The following is a 15,176-nucleotide window of genomic DNA, read 5'->3' on the forward strand; positions in this document are numbered from 1 at the left end:
CCCATGAAACTAAGGACAAGAAAAAACGCATTTTTACAGCGTCATGCGGACAAAACAATACAAAGACTCGCCTCTTCATATCCGGCCGTGCTGCTGACGGGAGCCAGGCAAACGGGAAAAACAACCCTCTTAAAAAAAATTACGAATGCCGAAACTATTCCGTATCTTACCTTTGACGACCCGACGGAAGAACTGTTTGCGGCAACCGATCCTAAATCATTTTTGGCATTTCATCCTCATCCCGTTATATTTGATGAGATTCAATATGTCCCGCATTTGTTCCGCTACTTGAAAATTGAAATCGATAAAAACCGCCGTAACGGAATGTATTACCTTACCGGCAGCCAGCAATTTAAACTCATGGAAACGGCAACGGAAAGTCTTTCGGGAAGAATAGGCATTGTGCAGCTCTATCCCCTTTCCGCCCGTGAAATCAGGCAGGACATATTTTCGGACAGCTTTATTCCTACAAAAAAATATTTTCTTGAAAGAAGCAAGGCTTTTTCGGCTTATACATTTTCAATTCATAAAACATGGCAGGCTATTTATGCCGGAGGTTATCCTGAAGTCATTAAGGGAAAAGTTGCGCCCGCCGATTTTTATGCAAACTATCTTAAAACCTATATTGAACGTGATATTAAAAAACTGACACAGGTTGCCGATGAAATGCAGTTTTTGCAATTTATCACGGTTGCGGCCTCCCGTACAAGTCAACTGGTCAATTACGGCGATATGGCGCGGGAGTGCGGCATAAGCGAAGTTACCGCAAAAAAATGGCTTTCTCTTTTGGTTACCTCCGGTCTTGTGTATTTATTGAAGCCCTATTCGTCGAATGTCGAAAAACGGGTTGTTAAAACTCCGAAAATGTATTTTATCGATACGGGACTTGCAGCTTATTTAACGCGCTGGACAAATCCTGAAGTTATGCAAACCGGCGCAATGGCGGGTTCCTTTTTTGAAACCTATGTTATCGCTGAAATTATAAAATCTTTTGCCAACAACGGAGAAGAAGCTCCGCTTTATTTTTACCGTGATAAAGATAAAATCGAAATAGATGTGCTTATCGAACGCAATAACACAATTTACCCTGTTGAAATAAAAAAAACGGCAACTCCGAATACCGAAGATGCAAAAAATTTTTTCATCATGAACAGACTAAAAAACGTGCGCATAGGTCAGGGAACAATTATCTGCAACTGTAGTCAGGTTGCAGCGGTTACAAAAAATAAAATAAGCGTTCTCGCCGTTCCCCTTGAGTTTATATAGCGATTATTTCCGCAAGAAATTCGTTTAAGAACAAGAGGCCTTCTTTTGTAAGGCGGTAGGTTTTGCCGTCGGTTTCGGCTAAAGCCCGTTTTTGCCAGCGGGTAAAAACCGGTTCGATAAAATCCGTAAGCTCAAGGCCGAAGCGTTTTTTGAATTCGGCATCGCTTACGCCCTCAAGCATACGGAAGCCCATCATCAAAAATTCGGTTATTGCCTCATCTTGACTTATGTGTTCGAGCGCACTGACCGATTCGGGGACAACAAGGTTTTGTGCAGCCTGCCCGGAGACGGCCGCACTTGTACCGTTTTTTAAGCCCGTCCAAAAGTCCGTGTATGCTTTAATGTCGCGCGTGCCCGTATAGCGGACGGAACCGACCGTTCCGACGGCGGCGGTACCTAAGCCGATATAATCTTTCATCTGCCAGTAGGCGCGGTTGTGGACGCTTTCAAAGCCCCTTTTGGCAAAATTGGACACTTCGTATTGGCTGTAGCCCGCTTTTTCGAGTATACCGCGGCCTAAAAGCCACTGCTCGTCGGCGGTATCTTCATCCCGGGCAATAAGGCCTTCAGCTATGTGCTTTTCAAGAGGTGTTCCCGTTTCTACCATAAGGCTGTAAAGCGATATGTGGTCAGGCTCATAACTCAGCAATTCACGTAGCCCTGAACAAAAATCATCGGTGCTTAACCGGGGAAGCCCCGCAATAAGATCGCAGGAAAAGCGCCTGCCCAAAGACGCTAAGGAAGCCCCGCTTCGGAAATCCGGTGACGTACCGGCAAGGGACCGGGAAGTTTTTTGTCCGTTTTTGCGCCATTGTTGTAAATTTTCGAGGGCACCTTTGATTTGCTCAGGAGAGGAGCGACGTCCTATAAGGCGCAAAACATCATCGTTAAAGGTTTGAATGCCGGCTGAAATGCGGTTTATGCCCGCTTCGGAAGCTCTTTCAAGATAGGAACAAACACCGTCCGGGCCTTGTTCGGCAATGTCGGCGCAGTTGACTTCAAGGGTAATTTCGGCTTCCGCTTTAGGCGGACAGAGTTTGTACAAGCCTTCTAAAAGACGCTTCAGCTGTACGGGAGACAAAAGCCCCGGAGTACCGCCTCCGACATAGATACTCGACCATTCGCTTATACCGTGCAGATGTTTACGGTATGCCGCTTCGTTAAGCAGTGCATCCATATAGGAGTCGGGAATCGGGCAATCGGCAAGCGGGACCGAAAAAAAATCACAGTATAAACATTTCGATTTACAAAAAGGGATATGGACGTATAAATACATTAATAGAGTTTTTTTATGTCCGTAAAAGGATAATACTGTACAAGCGCTTTTCCGCTGATATTTGAGGCGTTAACGGGACCGAACAGGCGTGAGTCAAAGGCCGAAACGCGGTTATCGCAAAGGACAAAGTACTCGTCCGGGCCCAATGTAAGCGGTTCGGTTTTTCCCTGAGCGCCCATACTTGTATCCCACATAGCCGGAAGGGTGTCGATGAGAATCTTGTAATCCGTTGAAGAAAGTTCAAACTCGGTTAAAAAATGGGCGGAATCGGCTTTTTTGATATAAGCGATATAGTCATCGATATAAACGGTATCGCCGGGAAAAGCGGCCAAACGGAAAAGAGATGCGGAAGAACAGTTCGAGTCCGAATCGGAAAAAAGCGCGAAGCGCCCGAAAGTCAACATTGAGGCGGTAAAGGAAACGGCCCTTTGAAAGAAATTCAATTCGACTTTTTCGGAAGATTCGACTCGGACAATATCGCCGCGTTCCAACTTTTCGGTTCCTAAAAATTCGGGTCTGCCGGGTGCAACAGGCAGTACAAAGAGAGCCGCATTTTTGGAAAGAGACGGTTTCATGGACGACGATAAAATCAATACGGGGCATAAAAGAAATCCGAAAATCACTTGCAGACAAATCAGGGTCAATAAAAAAATGCCTATAATCAAAAGGATTTTATGCTTTAATTCTTTTTTACGCGCAAAGGCGAAATCGTATGAATTTACGGTCATAAGATAAACATATCATATACGGCTTGAAATTACAAGCAAGCCGAAACGCCGAAAAATCCGGATACAATGCAGTCCCTTGCCTTTATCGTAATATCATATTAGTATCACGGTATGAAAATGAAAAATACCTTAATTTCAGTATGGATAGCGGTACTCACCTTTCTTTCAGGTCTTTTAAACGGTGCGGCTTTTTCTTTATATGCAAGCGCCTTCAGTCATCATACGGGAAATCTTACGAAGGCGGCGGCGGCAATTTCTCACTTTGACTTTTTATCCGCGGCGAAGATTCTCTTACTCCCCCTTTCCTTTTTTGCAGGCTCTTTTATTTCAGGCGTACTTTTTTACGACAAGGACTTTAAGCTTGCAAAACGCTACGGCGTTCTTCTTATGAGTTTTTCCGTTGTCTTTGCCTGCCTCGGTTTTATCGAAGCCCCTATACTTATACATTCCGTTTTTATATGCCTGATTTTAGGAATACAAAACGGAATGTTTATCTTTTACAAGGGAGTCTTAATCAGAACCGCGCATTTTACCGGTTACCTTACCGAAGCCGGCTTTTGTTTGGGCGCTTATTTTCGCACAAAGGCGGATAAAACAAAGCACGCAAGTGAATTAAAACGGAGTTTGTTTTATCTTGTAAGTATTCTGTGTTTTATGTTCGGAGCCTTTTGCTCGATCCGTATCGGCAGGTCCTTTTTCTTTGCAGCGGCCTTCATATATTTTATCTGCGGTCTGTGTTATTTTACACTGAGAAAATTAAGGCATAAAATCAGGGCCTAAAAGATGCAGAATATTTCAGCTTTGGCGGCAGGAATCTATTTTTTCTTTTTACTTGAATCACATTTTATAACCGCGCTCAGTGCGCTTATTTATTTTAAATGTGCAAAACCTTTTCCGCGCAAAATCGATGTGCGGAATAAACAATTCAATTTAAAAGACAACTATATAATCTGCATTCTTATTTCGGTTATCGGTATTGTTATTGCCTTTTACTCTCTTAGGGCGGCGGCAGTATACACAGGATTTCAGACGCTGCTTATCGGCGCAGTCCGTATCTTTATGCCGAAATATTTTACCCGAATACGCAGCGTAAAAGACGCAGAGGATAGAAAATGCGTCCGTCTTGTTTTTTCTGTACAAAAACCGAATATTTTGTTTTCCGCCTGCGCCCTTAAATCCTACGATGCCGTCGCCCGTGCAGGTTTTTGGCTGATCATCCTTTGTGCCGCACTGGAAAAACTGTTGATAAGGCAGTAAACAATAAGCTGTCTGCTCACTGCCTCATCTTAGATATTTTTCAAAGCTTCAACAACACGCTTTCCCATAGCCTTTGTACCGACGAGTTTGCCGGCAGCTTTTAGAGAAGCGGCATCGCTTCCCGCTATATCGGCGGTACGCCAGCCGTCGTCCAAGACGCGTTCTACGGCCCGTTCTATTGCGCAAGCTTCGGTTTCGGCGTTAAAACTGTATCTCATCATAAGGGCGCAGGATAAAATCGTCGCCAAGGGGTTGGCAAGGTCTTTTCCGGCTATATCGGGGGCGGAACCGTGAATCGGCTCGTATAAGCCCGGCCCCGTACCGTCACCCAGGGAGGCGGAGGCGAGCATACCGATTGAGCCTGTTATCTGGCTTGCTTCGTCGGATAAAATATCGCCGAACATATTGCTTGTAACGATAACGTCGAATTGGCGCGGATTACGGACAAGCTGCATAGCCGCATTGTCGACGTATAAATACGAAAGCTCAACCGAAGGATAATCGGTCTTTATGCGCTCGGCAACTTCACGCCACAAGCGGCTCGATTCCAAAATATTCGCCTTATCCACGAGGCACAACCTTTTTTGCCGTTTTTCGGCTGCTTTAAAGCCGAGCCGGACAATGCGCTCTATTTCCGCAGCGCTGTATTTTTCCGTATCCCATGCTTCGTTTCCGCTTCGGCCGCGCTCGCCGAAATAAATACCGCCGGTTAATTCGCGCACGATAAGGATATCCAAACCGCCTTCGGTAATTTCATCTTTTAAGGGGCAGGCGTTTTTGAGCTGCTTAAAAATAAGGGCGGGGCGCAAATTGGCAAACACCTTCATGCCGCTTCGTAAGCCGAGTAAGGCCTGTTCGGGGCGTATGCCGGGAATGTTATCCCATTTGGGCCCGCCGACCGCGCCCAACAGCACCGCATCCGATGCAAGACAGGCGTCAAGCGAAGCTTGGGGAAGGGGTACGCCCTGTGCGTCTATAGCCGCCCCGCCGGCCAAAACGCTTGTGTATTCAAAGCGGTGATTGTATTTTTGAGCAAGCGCGTCCAATACCGAAACCGCCTGCTCTATAATATCGGGACCGATTCCGTCGCCGGGAATAAGCGTAATTTTTTTATTCATTTTCTATCCTCACAGAATGTAAAATTATAAAAAGGGTTTAAAGCGTTTTTCCATATCGCGGATAAACTTATATTCAAACGAATCGACCAGGGCAAGCCAGGAAGCTTCCATAATGTCCGACGAAACGCCGACGGTTATCCACGAATCGGTACTGTCGGAGCTTTCGATTAAAACGCGCACCTTTGCGGCGGTTGCGCTTTTCGAATCCAACACACGCACCTTATAGTCAATCAAGCGTATGGACATAACTTCAGGATAAAAGCGCTCCAAAGCTTTACGCAGTGCCGTATCGAGGGCATGAACGGGACCGTCGCCCTCGCCCGCCGTTATTTCAAGCTGGTTTTCAACTTCGATTTTAAGCTGGGCGTAAGCGCACATCGTATCGTCTATTTTGGGTAATTCGCCGAGTGTTTTATAATAGTGCAGCTTAAAAAAGGGCTTGTATTTTCCGATGATTTTGCGCACCAAAAGTTCAAAACTGCCGTCGGCACCTTCAAACTGGTAGCCCTCATGTTCAAGCTCTTTAACGCGCCGCGTAATTTCGGTAACAATGGGGCTGTCTTTTTGTATAGACGGTTCAAACTTGCGTATTTTTTCCAGTATCATTGCGCGGCCGGCAACTTCGCTCATTAAAAACACGCGCTCGTTTCCGACATTTTCGGGGTTTGTATGCTCATACGCAAAGGGATTTTTTGTAACCGCGTCTATATGCATACCGGCCTTATGGGCAAAGGCGCTTGAGCCGATATAGGGAGCCGATGAGGGCAGCGATATATTGGCTATTTCGGCAACCTTGCGGCACAGAGGAGTCAGGTTTTTCAAATTGCCTTCGGGAAGGCATTTTTTATCCATTTTAAGTTCAAGATTTGCGATAATCGAAGCAAGGTCGGCATTGCCCGTGCGCTCTCCGAAGCCGAGCAGGGTTCCCTGTACATGGCAGGCGCCCGAGGCCACGGCTAAAAGGGAATTGGCGGCGGCAAGGCCGCAATCGTTATGGGTGTGAATACCGATTTTAACCGGCACCCCTTCGGCGGTTTTTGTGTTTTTAAATTCTTCATATACGCTTTTTACTCCCTGCTCAAGCCCGGCAAGCATGGAAGCGCCCTTGGTATCGCAGAGTACCAATACCGAAGCGCCGCCTTTAACCGCCGCATGAAGGGTTTTTATGGCATAAGAAGGATTTGCCGTATAGCCGTCAAAAAAATGCTCGGCATCGTAGATAACGGTACGGCCGGCTTCGCGTAAATATGCGCAGGTTTCTTCTATCATCGAAAGATTTTCTTCAAGCGATGCTTTTAATATATCGGTTACCTGAAAATCCCATGTTTTCCCGAAAATGACGACGGTTTCGGTTCCTGCCGACAAGAGGCTTTGCAGATTCATATCTTCGGCACAGCTTATGTCTTTGCGCCGAGTCGCCCCGAACGCGCATACTTGAGAATTGTTCAGTTTGATTTTTTTTACCTGCGCAAAAAACTCCAAATCTTTAGGGTTTGAACCGGGGTTTCCCGCTTCGATATAGGCAACTCCCAATTCATCGAGGGCCGACACAATATGCAGTTTATCCTGTACGGAAAAGCTGATACCTTCGCCCTGTGCGCCGTCGCGCAGTGTCGAATCGAGGATTTCCACATAATTGCTCATAATACGTTCTCCCCCCTGCTCATCGCCGTAAGGCCGGTACGCACCAACTCCATAATACCGAAGGAATCGAGCAGGGTAATTAAGCTTTCTATTTTTTCTTCGCTTCCCGTAGCTTCTATAACTACCGAATCGACGGCGACGTCTACAATATGCGCCCTGAAAATGTTTGCGGTTTCTATAACGCCTGCGCGTTTATCCGCAGGGGCGGCGACTTTAATTAAGGCCATTTCCCGCATAACGGTTTGAGAAGGAGTACAGTGGCGGATTGCAATAACTTCCAAAAGTTTGGCAAGCTGTTTTTCGATTTGCTCCAAAATATATTCGTCGCCGCGGACAACAATGGTCATACGCGATTGGCCGGGTGTGTGCGTTTCTCCGACGGTAAGGCTGTCGATGTTATAACCTCGCCTGCTGAATAAGCCGGCAACACGGCTTAAAACGCCTGCATGATTTTCAACCAAAACCGATAATACAAAACGTTTTTCAAAATTGGAATCCATAATTTTCTCCTTAGATTAAGGGTGCCGCATAAAAAGGAAGTTCAGTTTACTTCCGTATATATACCTAAAAGATGTACTTCGTCGCAGGCGGCTTTTAAGCCCTCTACCGCTTGTCCAACAAGAAGGTACGCCGCGTCTTCCGCCGAAGCCGAAACGCCGGTACCGTCCGATGCGGAGAAGCTGTCCGGCAGTTCCGCATCGGTATAAAACATATAGCGCCAGGGTTGTCCCTGCACGGGGCGCGATTCCAAGCGTGTAAGGTTTACGTGAAGCTCTTCAAACACGCTTAAACAGCGCCTGAGTGCGCCGCTTTCGTTTTTTGCAACAAAGGCGAAACTTGCCGTTAAAGCGCCCCTATTTTGTTCGGCGAGGCGGCGAACGAATGTACAACCGGCAAGCGGCTGTGCGGACGGTTGTTCGGGCCGTTCATTTAAAGCGATAATTAAAAAGCGCGTATAATTGCGCGGATTGTTTTCGATGCCCGTTTTAAGCACTTCCGGCTTTACGCCGCCTTTAAAACACAGGGCTGCATGCTGTGAAGCGATTGCGGCGCAATGTATATCGTTTTTTTTGGCAACCGAAGAGGCGGCATAAGAGGTGGACGGGCATTCAACCTGTTCCCATTCGGGATGTAAGGCTAAAAAGTCGGAACATTGAGCGAGGGCTTGCGGATGAGAGTAGACGGTTTTTACCGTATCGAGCGAAGCGCCTTCGCATGCAATAAGCGCATGTTCTATACGCATTTTTATGCTTCCGGCAATCGAAATATCGGAAAAGCGGATAAGGTTATCGTAATTTTCGTAGACGGAGCCGGCAAGGCTGTTTTCTATCGGAATAATTGCACAAGACGCGCGGCCTTCGCTTACGGTACGGAACACGTCCCTAAAATTGGAACAAGGCAGGGTTTCGAGCGCCCCGTCAAAATACAGGCGGGCGGCCTGTTCGGCGTAAGCGCCGCGCGAACCTGCAAAGGCACAGCAAAGAGAATCGAAAGCTTTGTTTTCCTGCCGGTTTGCGTTTTTGCCCGCATCCGTATCAGCGGCGGCCGGCCGTATGCGCACGGTTTCTTTTCCCGTAAGGGGCGCAAGCACATCTATATCGCGCATAAGTTTTTCGAACTGTTCCGGATACAAAGACTGAGCACCGTCAGAAAGGGCGGTGTCGGGCGTACAGTGAACTTCAACGATAATACCGTCGGCTCCGGCTGCGGCGGCGGCAAGAGCCATGGGCGGCACCTTGTCGCGGATACCGACTGCATGGCTGGGGTCTACTATAACCGGTAAATGGGTAAGCGATTTTAAAACGGGGATTGCCGATAAATCCAAGGTATTGCGGGTTGCCTTTTCATAGGTGCGGATACCGCGCTCGCACAGGATAACGTCGTCGGTTCCCGATGAAAGCAGGTATTCGGCCGCCATAAGCCATTCTTCAATTGTTGCCGACAAACCGCGTTTAAGGATAACGGGTTTTCCCAAAGCGCCGACCTTTTTAAGCAGTTCGAAGTTTTGCATATTGCGCGCGCCGATTTGATACACATCGACATAATCAATCATATCGGGAATATGGTCGGCCGACACTATTTCCGTAACTATCGGAAGACCGAACGCATTTCCCGCTTCTTTGAGGATTTTTATTCCTTCGGCTCCCAAGCCTTGAAAGGCATAGGGACTGGTGCGCGGTTTAAAAGCCCCTCCTCTGAGCATAACAGCCCCGGCCGCGGCGACACGGCGCGCAACGTCGAACATCTGTTCTTTATGTTCGACGGCGCAGGGGCCGGCGATACTGATAAAACGGCTGCCGCCGATGCGTATGGTTTGACCGCGGTTATTTGTAACTTCGACAAGGGTATTGTCTTTTTTGAATTCGCGGCTTGCCATCTTATAGGGCTTGGAGATGGGAATAACGCGCTCAACGCCGCTTAAAATCTCTACTTCGCGCGGGTCTATCGAAAGCTTTCCGACCGCTCCGAAAATCGTATCTTCTTCACCCCGTATTTCGTTTACGCGGAAGCCCTTTGCTTCAAGAAAAGAACGCACCTCGTCTTTTCGGCGCTCGTCAATTTCTTTTTTAAGAACGATAACCATGGCTGAACCTCATTTTTCCGTAGTTAAAGCTTTTACACTTCGGGATTCCACGACACCGTGCGCAAAATATCGCCGAACACGCCCGCAGCGGTAACTTCCGCCCCCGCTCCGTAACCGTGGACGGTTAAGGGAATGGGGGTATAGCGTTCGGTTAAAAATACAAAGGCGTTTTCCCCGTCGCGTATGTTATAGAGGGGGTTTGTACTGTCGGCTTCGACCAATCCCACCCTGCACTCGCCGTTTTCGATTGAACCGCCCATACGCAGTACCTTGCCCTCTTTTTTAAGCGCTGCACGTTTTTCCGCAAAAAAAGCGTCCAACTCCGGCAATTTTTGCAAAAACTCTTCTACGGTACCGCTTTCGTCAAAATCGGCGGGAAAAATGCGGTCGGTTTTAATATCGCTCAATTCACAGGCGATTCCCGCTTCACGGGCGATAATAAGCACTTTGCGCGCGGCATCGGCTCCGGCCAAATCGTCGCGGGGGTCGGGTTCGGTAAAGCCTTTCTTTTTTGCTTCGAGTACGGCCTTGCTGAAGGGCACTCCTTCGTCCAGCCGCCCGAAAATATAGGAAAGAGAACCCGACATAATGCCGGAAAAGCGCACGAGTTTGTCGCCGCTTTTAATGAGGTTTTGCAGGGTATCCATAACGGGAAGGCCCGCTCCCACGTTGGTTTCGTATAAAAAGCGGCGGTGCATAAGGTTTGCAACGCTGCGCAAATTTTTATAAAAGGCCATATCCATCGAATTGGCGCGCTTATTCGGTGTTGCGATATGCATGCCCGCTTTAAAAATATCGGTATACCGAAGCGGAAGGTCTGCGGATGCCGTACAATCGACAAAAACGGGATTAAGCGGCTTTATGCGGGAGGCAAAGCTCAACATTTCGTCAACCGAAGTCGGCTGTGCATTTTTTGCAAACACGCGCTTCCATGAATGCAGGTCTATACCCTTTTCGCCCAAAATCATTCCGTCGGCCGAGGCGATTCCCATAACCCGTATGTCGATATGCTGTTCTGCAAGGCTTTTTTGGCGTGCTTTGATTTGTTCGAGCAGACAGCCGCCGATGGTTCCCGTGCCGAACAAAAACACTTCAACCGTTTGCGCCGTGTTAAAGAAAAAGCGGTGGGCAACGCGGACTGCCGTATCTCCGTCGCTTCCGTTTATAACCGTACTGATCGAACGCTCGGAAGAGCCCTGGGCAATCGCCAAAATATTTATATCGTGGGATGCAAGGGCGTTAAAAAAGGTACCGGCAACGCCGCGCTTTTCTTTCATACCGTCGCCGACAATAGAAACGATGGCGCAGTTGTCGGTAATTTCAACCGTGTTTACATCGCCCGTGCGGATTTCGTATTCAAACTCGCCGTTCAAAGCATTGACCACTTTGGACGCATAGATTTGTTTGACGCAAAAGCTGATGGTATATTCGGAGCTTGACTGGGTAATTAAAAGCATTGAAATACCGGAGCGCGCAACGGCGGCAAAAATACGGGCGGCGATACCGTGTTTGTCTTTTAAGCCGGAACCCGAAACGCTTATCATTGCCGTATTTTTTAGGCAGGTAATGCCGCGCACCGCGCCGCTTGACGGAAAGGGACCCACGCCGATTCTTGTTCCGCGTGATGAGGGATTGTGGCTGTTTAAGCTCCACGCTTCTATACCGCGGGCGGAAAGGGGGGCAAGGGTTTTAGGGTATAAAACCTTTGAGCCGAAAAAAGAAAGCTCCATCGCTTCTTCGTAGCTCATATCGTCAACCAAAATCGCATCGCTTACAATGCGCGGGTCGGCGGTAAAAATGCCGTCAACATCGGTCCAAAACTCAACCCTCGAAGCCCTCAAGCCGACCGCTACGATGGCCGCCGAAAAGTCCGAGCCGTTTCTTCCCAAAAGACCCGTTTGACCGTTTTCCCAGGTACAGACAAAACCGGGAAACAGCAAAATGCGCGCATGGGCGGCTTCTTCTCCGTCCAAATAGGGAGCAAAGGCTTCCATCGTTTTTTTATAGTCGGGATCTCCTTCTTGCTGTAAGCCGGTTGTAAAAATCAGTTTGCGCGAATCGAGTAAGGTTACCTTTTGTTTTTTTGCTTTTAAAACGGCTTCCATAATCGGAGAACTGAGCAGTTCGCCCAATCCCATAATGCGGCAGTGTACCGAAAGCGGGCATTCGCCGAAGGCCGAAACGGCGTTCAGCATTTTTTCGTAATCGTCAAAAAGGCACTGTAGGGACTTTAATACAGCGGCGGCATCGAAGTTTTCGCAGGATTTTCCGATGTCGCTGCATACGGCCGCATGTATTTTTTTTACCGAAGCAACATAGGTTTTTGCGTCCGCTCCGGAACAACAGTCGTTGATACTGTCGGCAAGCATATTGGATACGCCGGCAACCGCGGAAACCACAACGCTTACGCGGTCTTTGCCTGCACGGTCTATAATAATATCCGCGGAATTAAGTATACGTTTGGCGCTTCCCATCGAAGTACCGCCGAATTTAAGTGTCAGCATAGATTCTCCGTTTGTTTCGGCCTGTCCTGCGCCCTCTTTGACGCGCGGGATAAGCTGTGTATGGAATGGATAATAGTAGCACAAAAGCGGATTTGCTTCAATCGGAAAGAAAAATAAAAAGAGGGAAACCGCAAAGGGACAAGGGCAACCGCAAGGGGCGCAAAGAACGCAAGGGACGCAGAGAAAAATAAGGAGAAGCGCAAGTCAATTTCTAAAAACCTTTGCGCTCTCGGCGGATTCTGCGGTAATTCCATTCAACCGCAAGGAGCGCAGAGTACGCAAAGGGGAAGAAAGCGGGGGTATCTAAAAAACCTTTGCGCTCTTCGCGGGCTCTGCGGTAATTCCATTCAACCGCAAGGAGCGCAGAAACCGCAAAGAACGCAAGGGACGCAGAGAAAAATAAGGAGAAGCGCAAGTCAATTTCTAAAAAACCTTTGCGCTCTCGGCGGACTCTGCGGTTAAATCCTACAGGCGGTTCCGCTATTTCAGCTTTGTGTCCAGGTCGGCATTCAGTTTTAAGAATTCGGGGTCGGCGGGATTCAGAGCGATAACCTGCTTAAGATAGTATTGGGCTTTGCGGTAATCTTTTTGGCGGTAATAGTACAGATATAAGTCGTACAGGGCTTCCTCGTTCCGGGGGTTTGAAGTCAGGCTTGAACGTAAATCGGCAAGAACCTGAGAGTCGTTGAGTGCCAAACGGCTTCGCTCATAATATAAAATACTTTTCATTTTGCCCGATGATTTGGGTAGAAAAGAATCGATTAAAGAAGCTGCTTCGTTTTTTTTGCCTTCGGAAATCAAAAGCCGTATATACCACTGCAAAATATGTTCGTCGCTTGTATCGGGACTGTACACCTGCTCCAATAAAGAACGCGCCTCCTGATTTTTTTTAAGGGCAAGGCAGATTTGTACGGACAAAAGCGTGTGTTCAAGAGAAAGGCTTTGCAATCCCGCCAATGACGAAACGGCATCATATGCCCTTTGCCAATCCTTTTTTTTAACCGCATCTTTTGCAAAGACGGCAAGGGCGCGTACATTTTTCGGATTTTTTTCCAGGACGAGCGAGGCAAAATCAAAGGCGGTTAGAGAATTGATACTTTGTCCCGATAAGGATGCAAGTTCCGCCGCAAGCAATAAAACGTCGGTATCATCGCTATAGCCGTTGAGAGCTTCCTGAACGGAACCGAGTGCCGCATTGATATTTTTATTCCATTCGGCTTGGAGCCGTGCGCGTAAAAGCAAATATTCTTTTGCCGTTTTATCGGTACGGGCATACAAATCAAGAAGGGTTGCGGCGCTTAAATACTCTTTAAGCTCGAAAAGAACGCGCGCACGAAAAAGTAAAAATTCCCTGTTATCGGGTTCACGCTGTAAAATACGGCCGGCAAGGGATTCGGCTTCTTTGTAGCGGCCCGACATCAAAGCGGTTTTTGCATTCAACTTCAACAGGGCCGGATTCATCGGGTCCGAAGCCAAAAACCTCTGCAAAAGGGTATACGCTTCTTCGATACTGCCGGTTTCGCTCAGGGCTTGCGCATAGGCACTGCCTGCATAGGGATTTATGGGCTCCGCTTCAAGGGCAGCCTTTAAATACTCCAGAGCGCTTTGATAATCTTTTGTGCGCAGGCCCGTTATTCCTGCAAGATAAAGAGCCAAAACGGAACGCGGATACATTTTTAAAGCTTTTTTTAAAAAACCGGCGGACTGTTCATAGACGCCGTGAGACGCTGAAGGCGATAATACGGCAAGGCAGGGAATCGTCAGCATAAATACATCATCGTCAACCGAAGAAAAGGCGGGAATACCGTTATCGATTGAACGAAGCGTTGCCGTATATAAATTATCCGGTAAATCCCCGGGAACGTTCCATGAGATTCGCTCATTCGGCCATGCGTATTTAAAAACGGAGGCACAGAGGGCAAGCAAAACTCCGCTCTGCTCCGAATATGCACCGGTTTTTTGCAAACGGGAAACCGCTTCGGCAATGGAAGAGGGGCTGCCGTTTTGAATAAGAAAAAGAATATCGGAGGGAATCCCCTTAAAATAAGGCGAAAATATATCGGGAGGAAATTGCGTCTTAACCGCAGGAAGTTCCCTTGCTTCAATCGGAACCGCGTCAACGGCAGGGTTTGTATCATCGTTTTGTTTCGGAAGCGATTTACAGGACACAAGGGCCGAAATCAAAAGCAAAGAAGCAAAAAACTTCGCCATTTTTATTATATATCCTCGTCTTCATCCTCATCGGAATCTTCGGATAAAACGGGACTTTTACGGCTTTGCGTATATGCAAACAGAATAATAAGCCCCAAACCGAACATAATAAAAATAAGCGGCCACCAGTGCGAAGCGAATTCGGCAAAGGATTGTTTGATTATATCAAGAGAAAAGCACAAAAACAAAAGCCCCAATCCGGTAAGCATAATACCGGGGACGATATAAAAAGCCTGCAATTTACGAAAACGTATATAGCCCGAGGGAAAAAGCAGGAGTCCCGATAAGACAACCGCAGCCGGCCATATTTGATGCAGGGTATAGGGAATAAGGCGCGCATCGGTAATCAGTAAAAGCAAGCTCGTACAGCATAAAAACAAACCGGTAAAAACAAAAAAAGCTCTTTTAGTACCCGTTAATGCAAAATACAGCATTACGGTTCCGGGAACGGATAAAAATAAAAAGCGGAAAATATAGACAACCGATAAAACCCTTACGGAAACATGTACCAAAAGCAGGATTCCGCACAGGATAAAAGCGAGTCCCGTTATAAGCAAGGTATTGTTTTTATTAAACTTCATAGACACA

General features: G+C 47.5%; 12 protein-coding genes. 3 read left to right on the forward strand and 9 right to left on the reverse strand.

What is annotated here, in order from left to right; genetic code table 11:
• The first annotated feature begins 3 nt into the window (after positions 1–3).
• Complete coding sequence (locus V1L52_RS07460) at positions 4–1,266, forward strand: ATP-binding protein (RefSeq protein ID WP_428768394.1); 1,263 nt, start codon at positions 4–6, stop codon at positions 1,264–1,266.
• Here the strand turns inward: V1L52_RS07460 and V1L52_RS07465 are convergent.
• Positions 1,259–2,542 carry a coproporphyrinogen-III oxidase family protein gene (locus tag V1L52_RS07465; RefSeq protein ID WP_428768396.1) on the reverse strand — a complete coding sequence of 428 codons (1,284 nt, stop codon included), beginning with the start codon at positions 2,540–2,542 and terminating at the stop codon, positions 1,259–1,261. The two genes, V1L52_RS07460 and V1L52_RS07465, sit on opposite strands and share 8 nt — an antisense overlap.
• A complete protein-coding gene (lepB, locus tag V1L52_RS07470) occupies positions 2,542–3,270 on the reverse strand; it encodes a signal peptidase I (protein ID WP_428768397.1) in 729 nt (242 codons plus the stop codon). The genes V1L52_RS07465 and lepB overlap by 1 nt, the downstream gene beginning before the upstream one ends.
• A 111-nt stretch (positions 3,271–3,381) precedes the next feature.
• On the opposite strand from lepB, the gene V1L52_RS07475 reads away from it, so the two are divergent.
• Positions 3,382–4,050: a YoaK family protein gene (locus V1L52_RS07475; protein WP_428768399.1), complete on the forward strand. Its 669-nt coding sequence runs from the start codon at positions 3,382–3,384 to the stop codon at positions 4,048–4,050.
• Between the two features lie 3 nt (positions 4,051–4,053).
• Positions 4,054–4,527 carry a hypothetical protein gene (locus V1L52_RS07480; protein ID WP_428768401.1) on the forward strand — a complete coding sequence of 158 codons (474 nt, stop codon included), beginning with the start codon at positions 4,054–4,056 and terminating at the stop codon, positions 4,525–4,527.
• Between the two features lie 29 nt (positions 4,528–4,556).
• On the opposite strand, the gene leuB is transcribed toward V1L52_RS07480, so the two are convergent.
• The 7 genes from leuB to V1L52_RS07515 all read right to left on the reverse strand — a co-directional run bounded on the left by leuB (position 4,557) and on the right by V1L52_RS07515 (position 15,169).
• A complete protein-coding gene (gene leuB, locus V1L52_RS07485; protein WP_428768402.1) occupies positions 4,557–5,645 on the reverse strand; it encodes a 3-isopropylmalate dehydrogenase in 1,089 nt (362 codons plus the stop codon).
• Between the two features lie 24 nt (positions 5,646–5,669).
• Positions 5,670–7,289: a citramalate synthase gene (gene cimA / locus V1L52_RS07490; RefSeq protein ID WP_428768404.1), complete on the reverse strand. Its 1,620-nt coding sequence runs from the start codon at positions 7,287–7,289 to the stop codon at positions 5,670–5,672.
• Positions 7,286–7,789: an acetolactate synthase small subunit gene (gene ilvN / locus V1L52_RS07495; RefSeq protein ID WP_428768406.1), complete on the reverse strand. Its 504-nt coding sequence runs from the start codon at positions 7,787–7,789 to the stop codon at positions 7,286–7,288. Before ilvN ends, cimA begins: the two co-directional genes overlap by 4 nt.
• A gap of 41 nt (positions 7,790–7,830) precedes the next feature.
• Positions 7,831–9,873 carry a 3-deoxy-7-phosphoheptulonate synthase gene (aroF, locus tag V1L52_RS07500; RefSeq protein ID WP_428768408.1) on the reverse strand — a complete coding sequence of 681 codons (2,043 nt, stop codon included), beginning with the start codon at positions 9,871–9,873 and terminating at the stop codon, positions 7,831–7,833.
• 32 nt (positions 9,874–9,905) lie between these two features.
• Complete coding sequence (gene thrA / locus V1L52_RS07505) at positions 9,906–12,377, reverse strand: bifunctional aspartate kinase/homoserine dehydrogenase I (RefSeq protein ID WP_428768410.1); 2,472 nt, start codon at positions 12,375–12,377, stop codon at positions 9,906–9,908.
• A gap of 480 nt (positions 12,378–12,857) precedes the next feature.
• Positions 12,858–14,588, reverse strand: a complete 1,731-nt coding sequence (locus V1L52_RS07510; RefSeq protein WP_428768412.1) for a tetratricopeptide repeat protein — start codon at positions 14,586–14,588, stop codon at positions 12,858–12,860.
• Between the two features lie 5 nt (positions 14,589–14,593).
• Positions 14,594–15,169 (reverse strand): LiaI-LiaF-like domain-containing protein, encoded by a 576-nt coding sequence (locus V1L52_RS07515; RefSeq protein WP_428768414.1) that lies wholly within the window; start codon positions 15,167–15,169, stop codon positions 14,594–14,596.
• Between the last annotated feature and the right edge of the window lie 7 nt (positions 15,170–15,176).

Origin of the sequence: Treponema sp. HNW (genome assembly GCF_050320395.1) — a bacterium.
GTDB lineage: Bacteria > Spirochaetota > Spirochaetia > Treponematales > Treponemataceae > Treponema_C.

Bases quoted from the DNA above. Each gene is read 5' to 3' on its own strand.
- V1L52_RS07465 (WP_428768396.1), bottom strand. From the start codon at position 2,542: ATGTATTTATACGTCCATATCCCTTTTTGTAAATCGAAATGTTTATAC.
- V1L52_RS07480 (WP_428768401.1), top strand. From the start codon at position 4,054: ATGCAGAATATTTCAGCTTTGGCGGCAGGAATCTATTTTTTCTTTTTA.
- cimA (WP_428768404.1), bottom strand. From the start codon at position 7,289: ATGAGCAATTATGTGGAAATCCTCGATTCGACACTGCGCGACGGCGCA.
- V1L52_RS07460 (WP_428768394.1), top strand. From the start codon at position 4: ATGAAACTAAGGACAAGAAAAAACGCATTTTTACAGCGTCATGCGGAC.
- leuB (WP_428768402.1), bottom strand. From the start codon at position 5,645: ATGAATAAAAAAATTACGCTTATTCCCGGCGACGGAATCGGTCCCGAT.
- V1L52_RS07515 (WP_428768414.1), bottom strand. From the start codon at position 15,169: ATGAAGTTTAATAAAAACAATACCTTGCTTATAACGGGACTCGCTTTT.
- aroF (WP_428768408.1), bottom strand. From the start codon at position 9,873: ATGGTTATCGTTCTTAAAAAAGAAATTGACGAGCGCCGAAAAGACGAG.
- V1L52_RS07510 (WP_428768412.1), bottom strand. From the start codon at position 14,588: ATGGCGAAGTTTTTTGCTTCTTTGCTTTTGATTTCGGCCCTTGTGTCC.
- lepB (WP_428768397.1), bottom strand. From the start codon at position 3,270: ATGACCGTAAATTCATACGATTTCGCCTTTGCGCGTAAAAAAGAATTA.
- V1L52_RS07475 (WP_428768399.1), top strand. From the start codon at position 3,382: ATGAAAATGAAAAATACCTTAATTTCAGTATGGATAGCGGTACTCACC.
- thrA (WP_428768410.1), bottom strand. From the start codon at position 12,377: ATGCTGACACTTAAATTCGGCGGTACTTCGATGGGAAGCGCCAAACGT.
- ilvN (WP_428768406.1), bottom strand. From the start codon at position 7,789: ATGGATTCCAATTTTGAAAAACGTTTTGTATTATCGGTTTTGGTTGAA.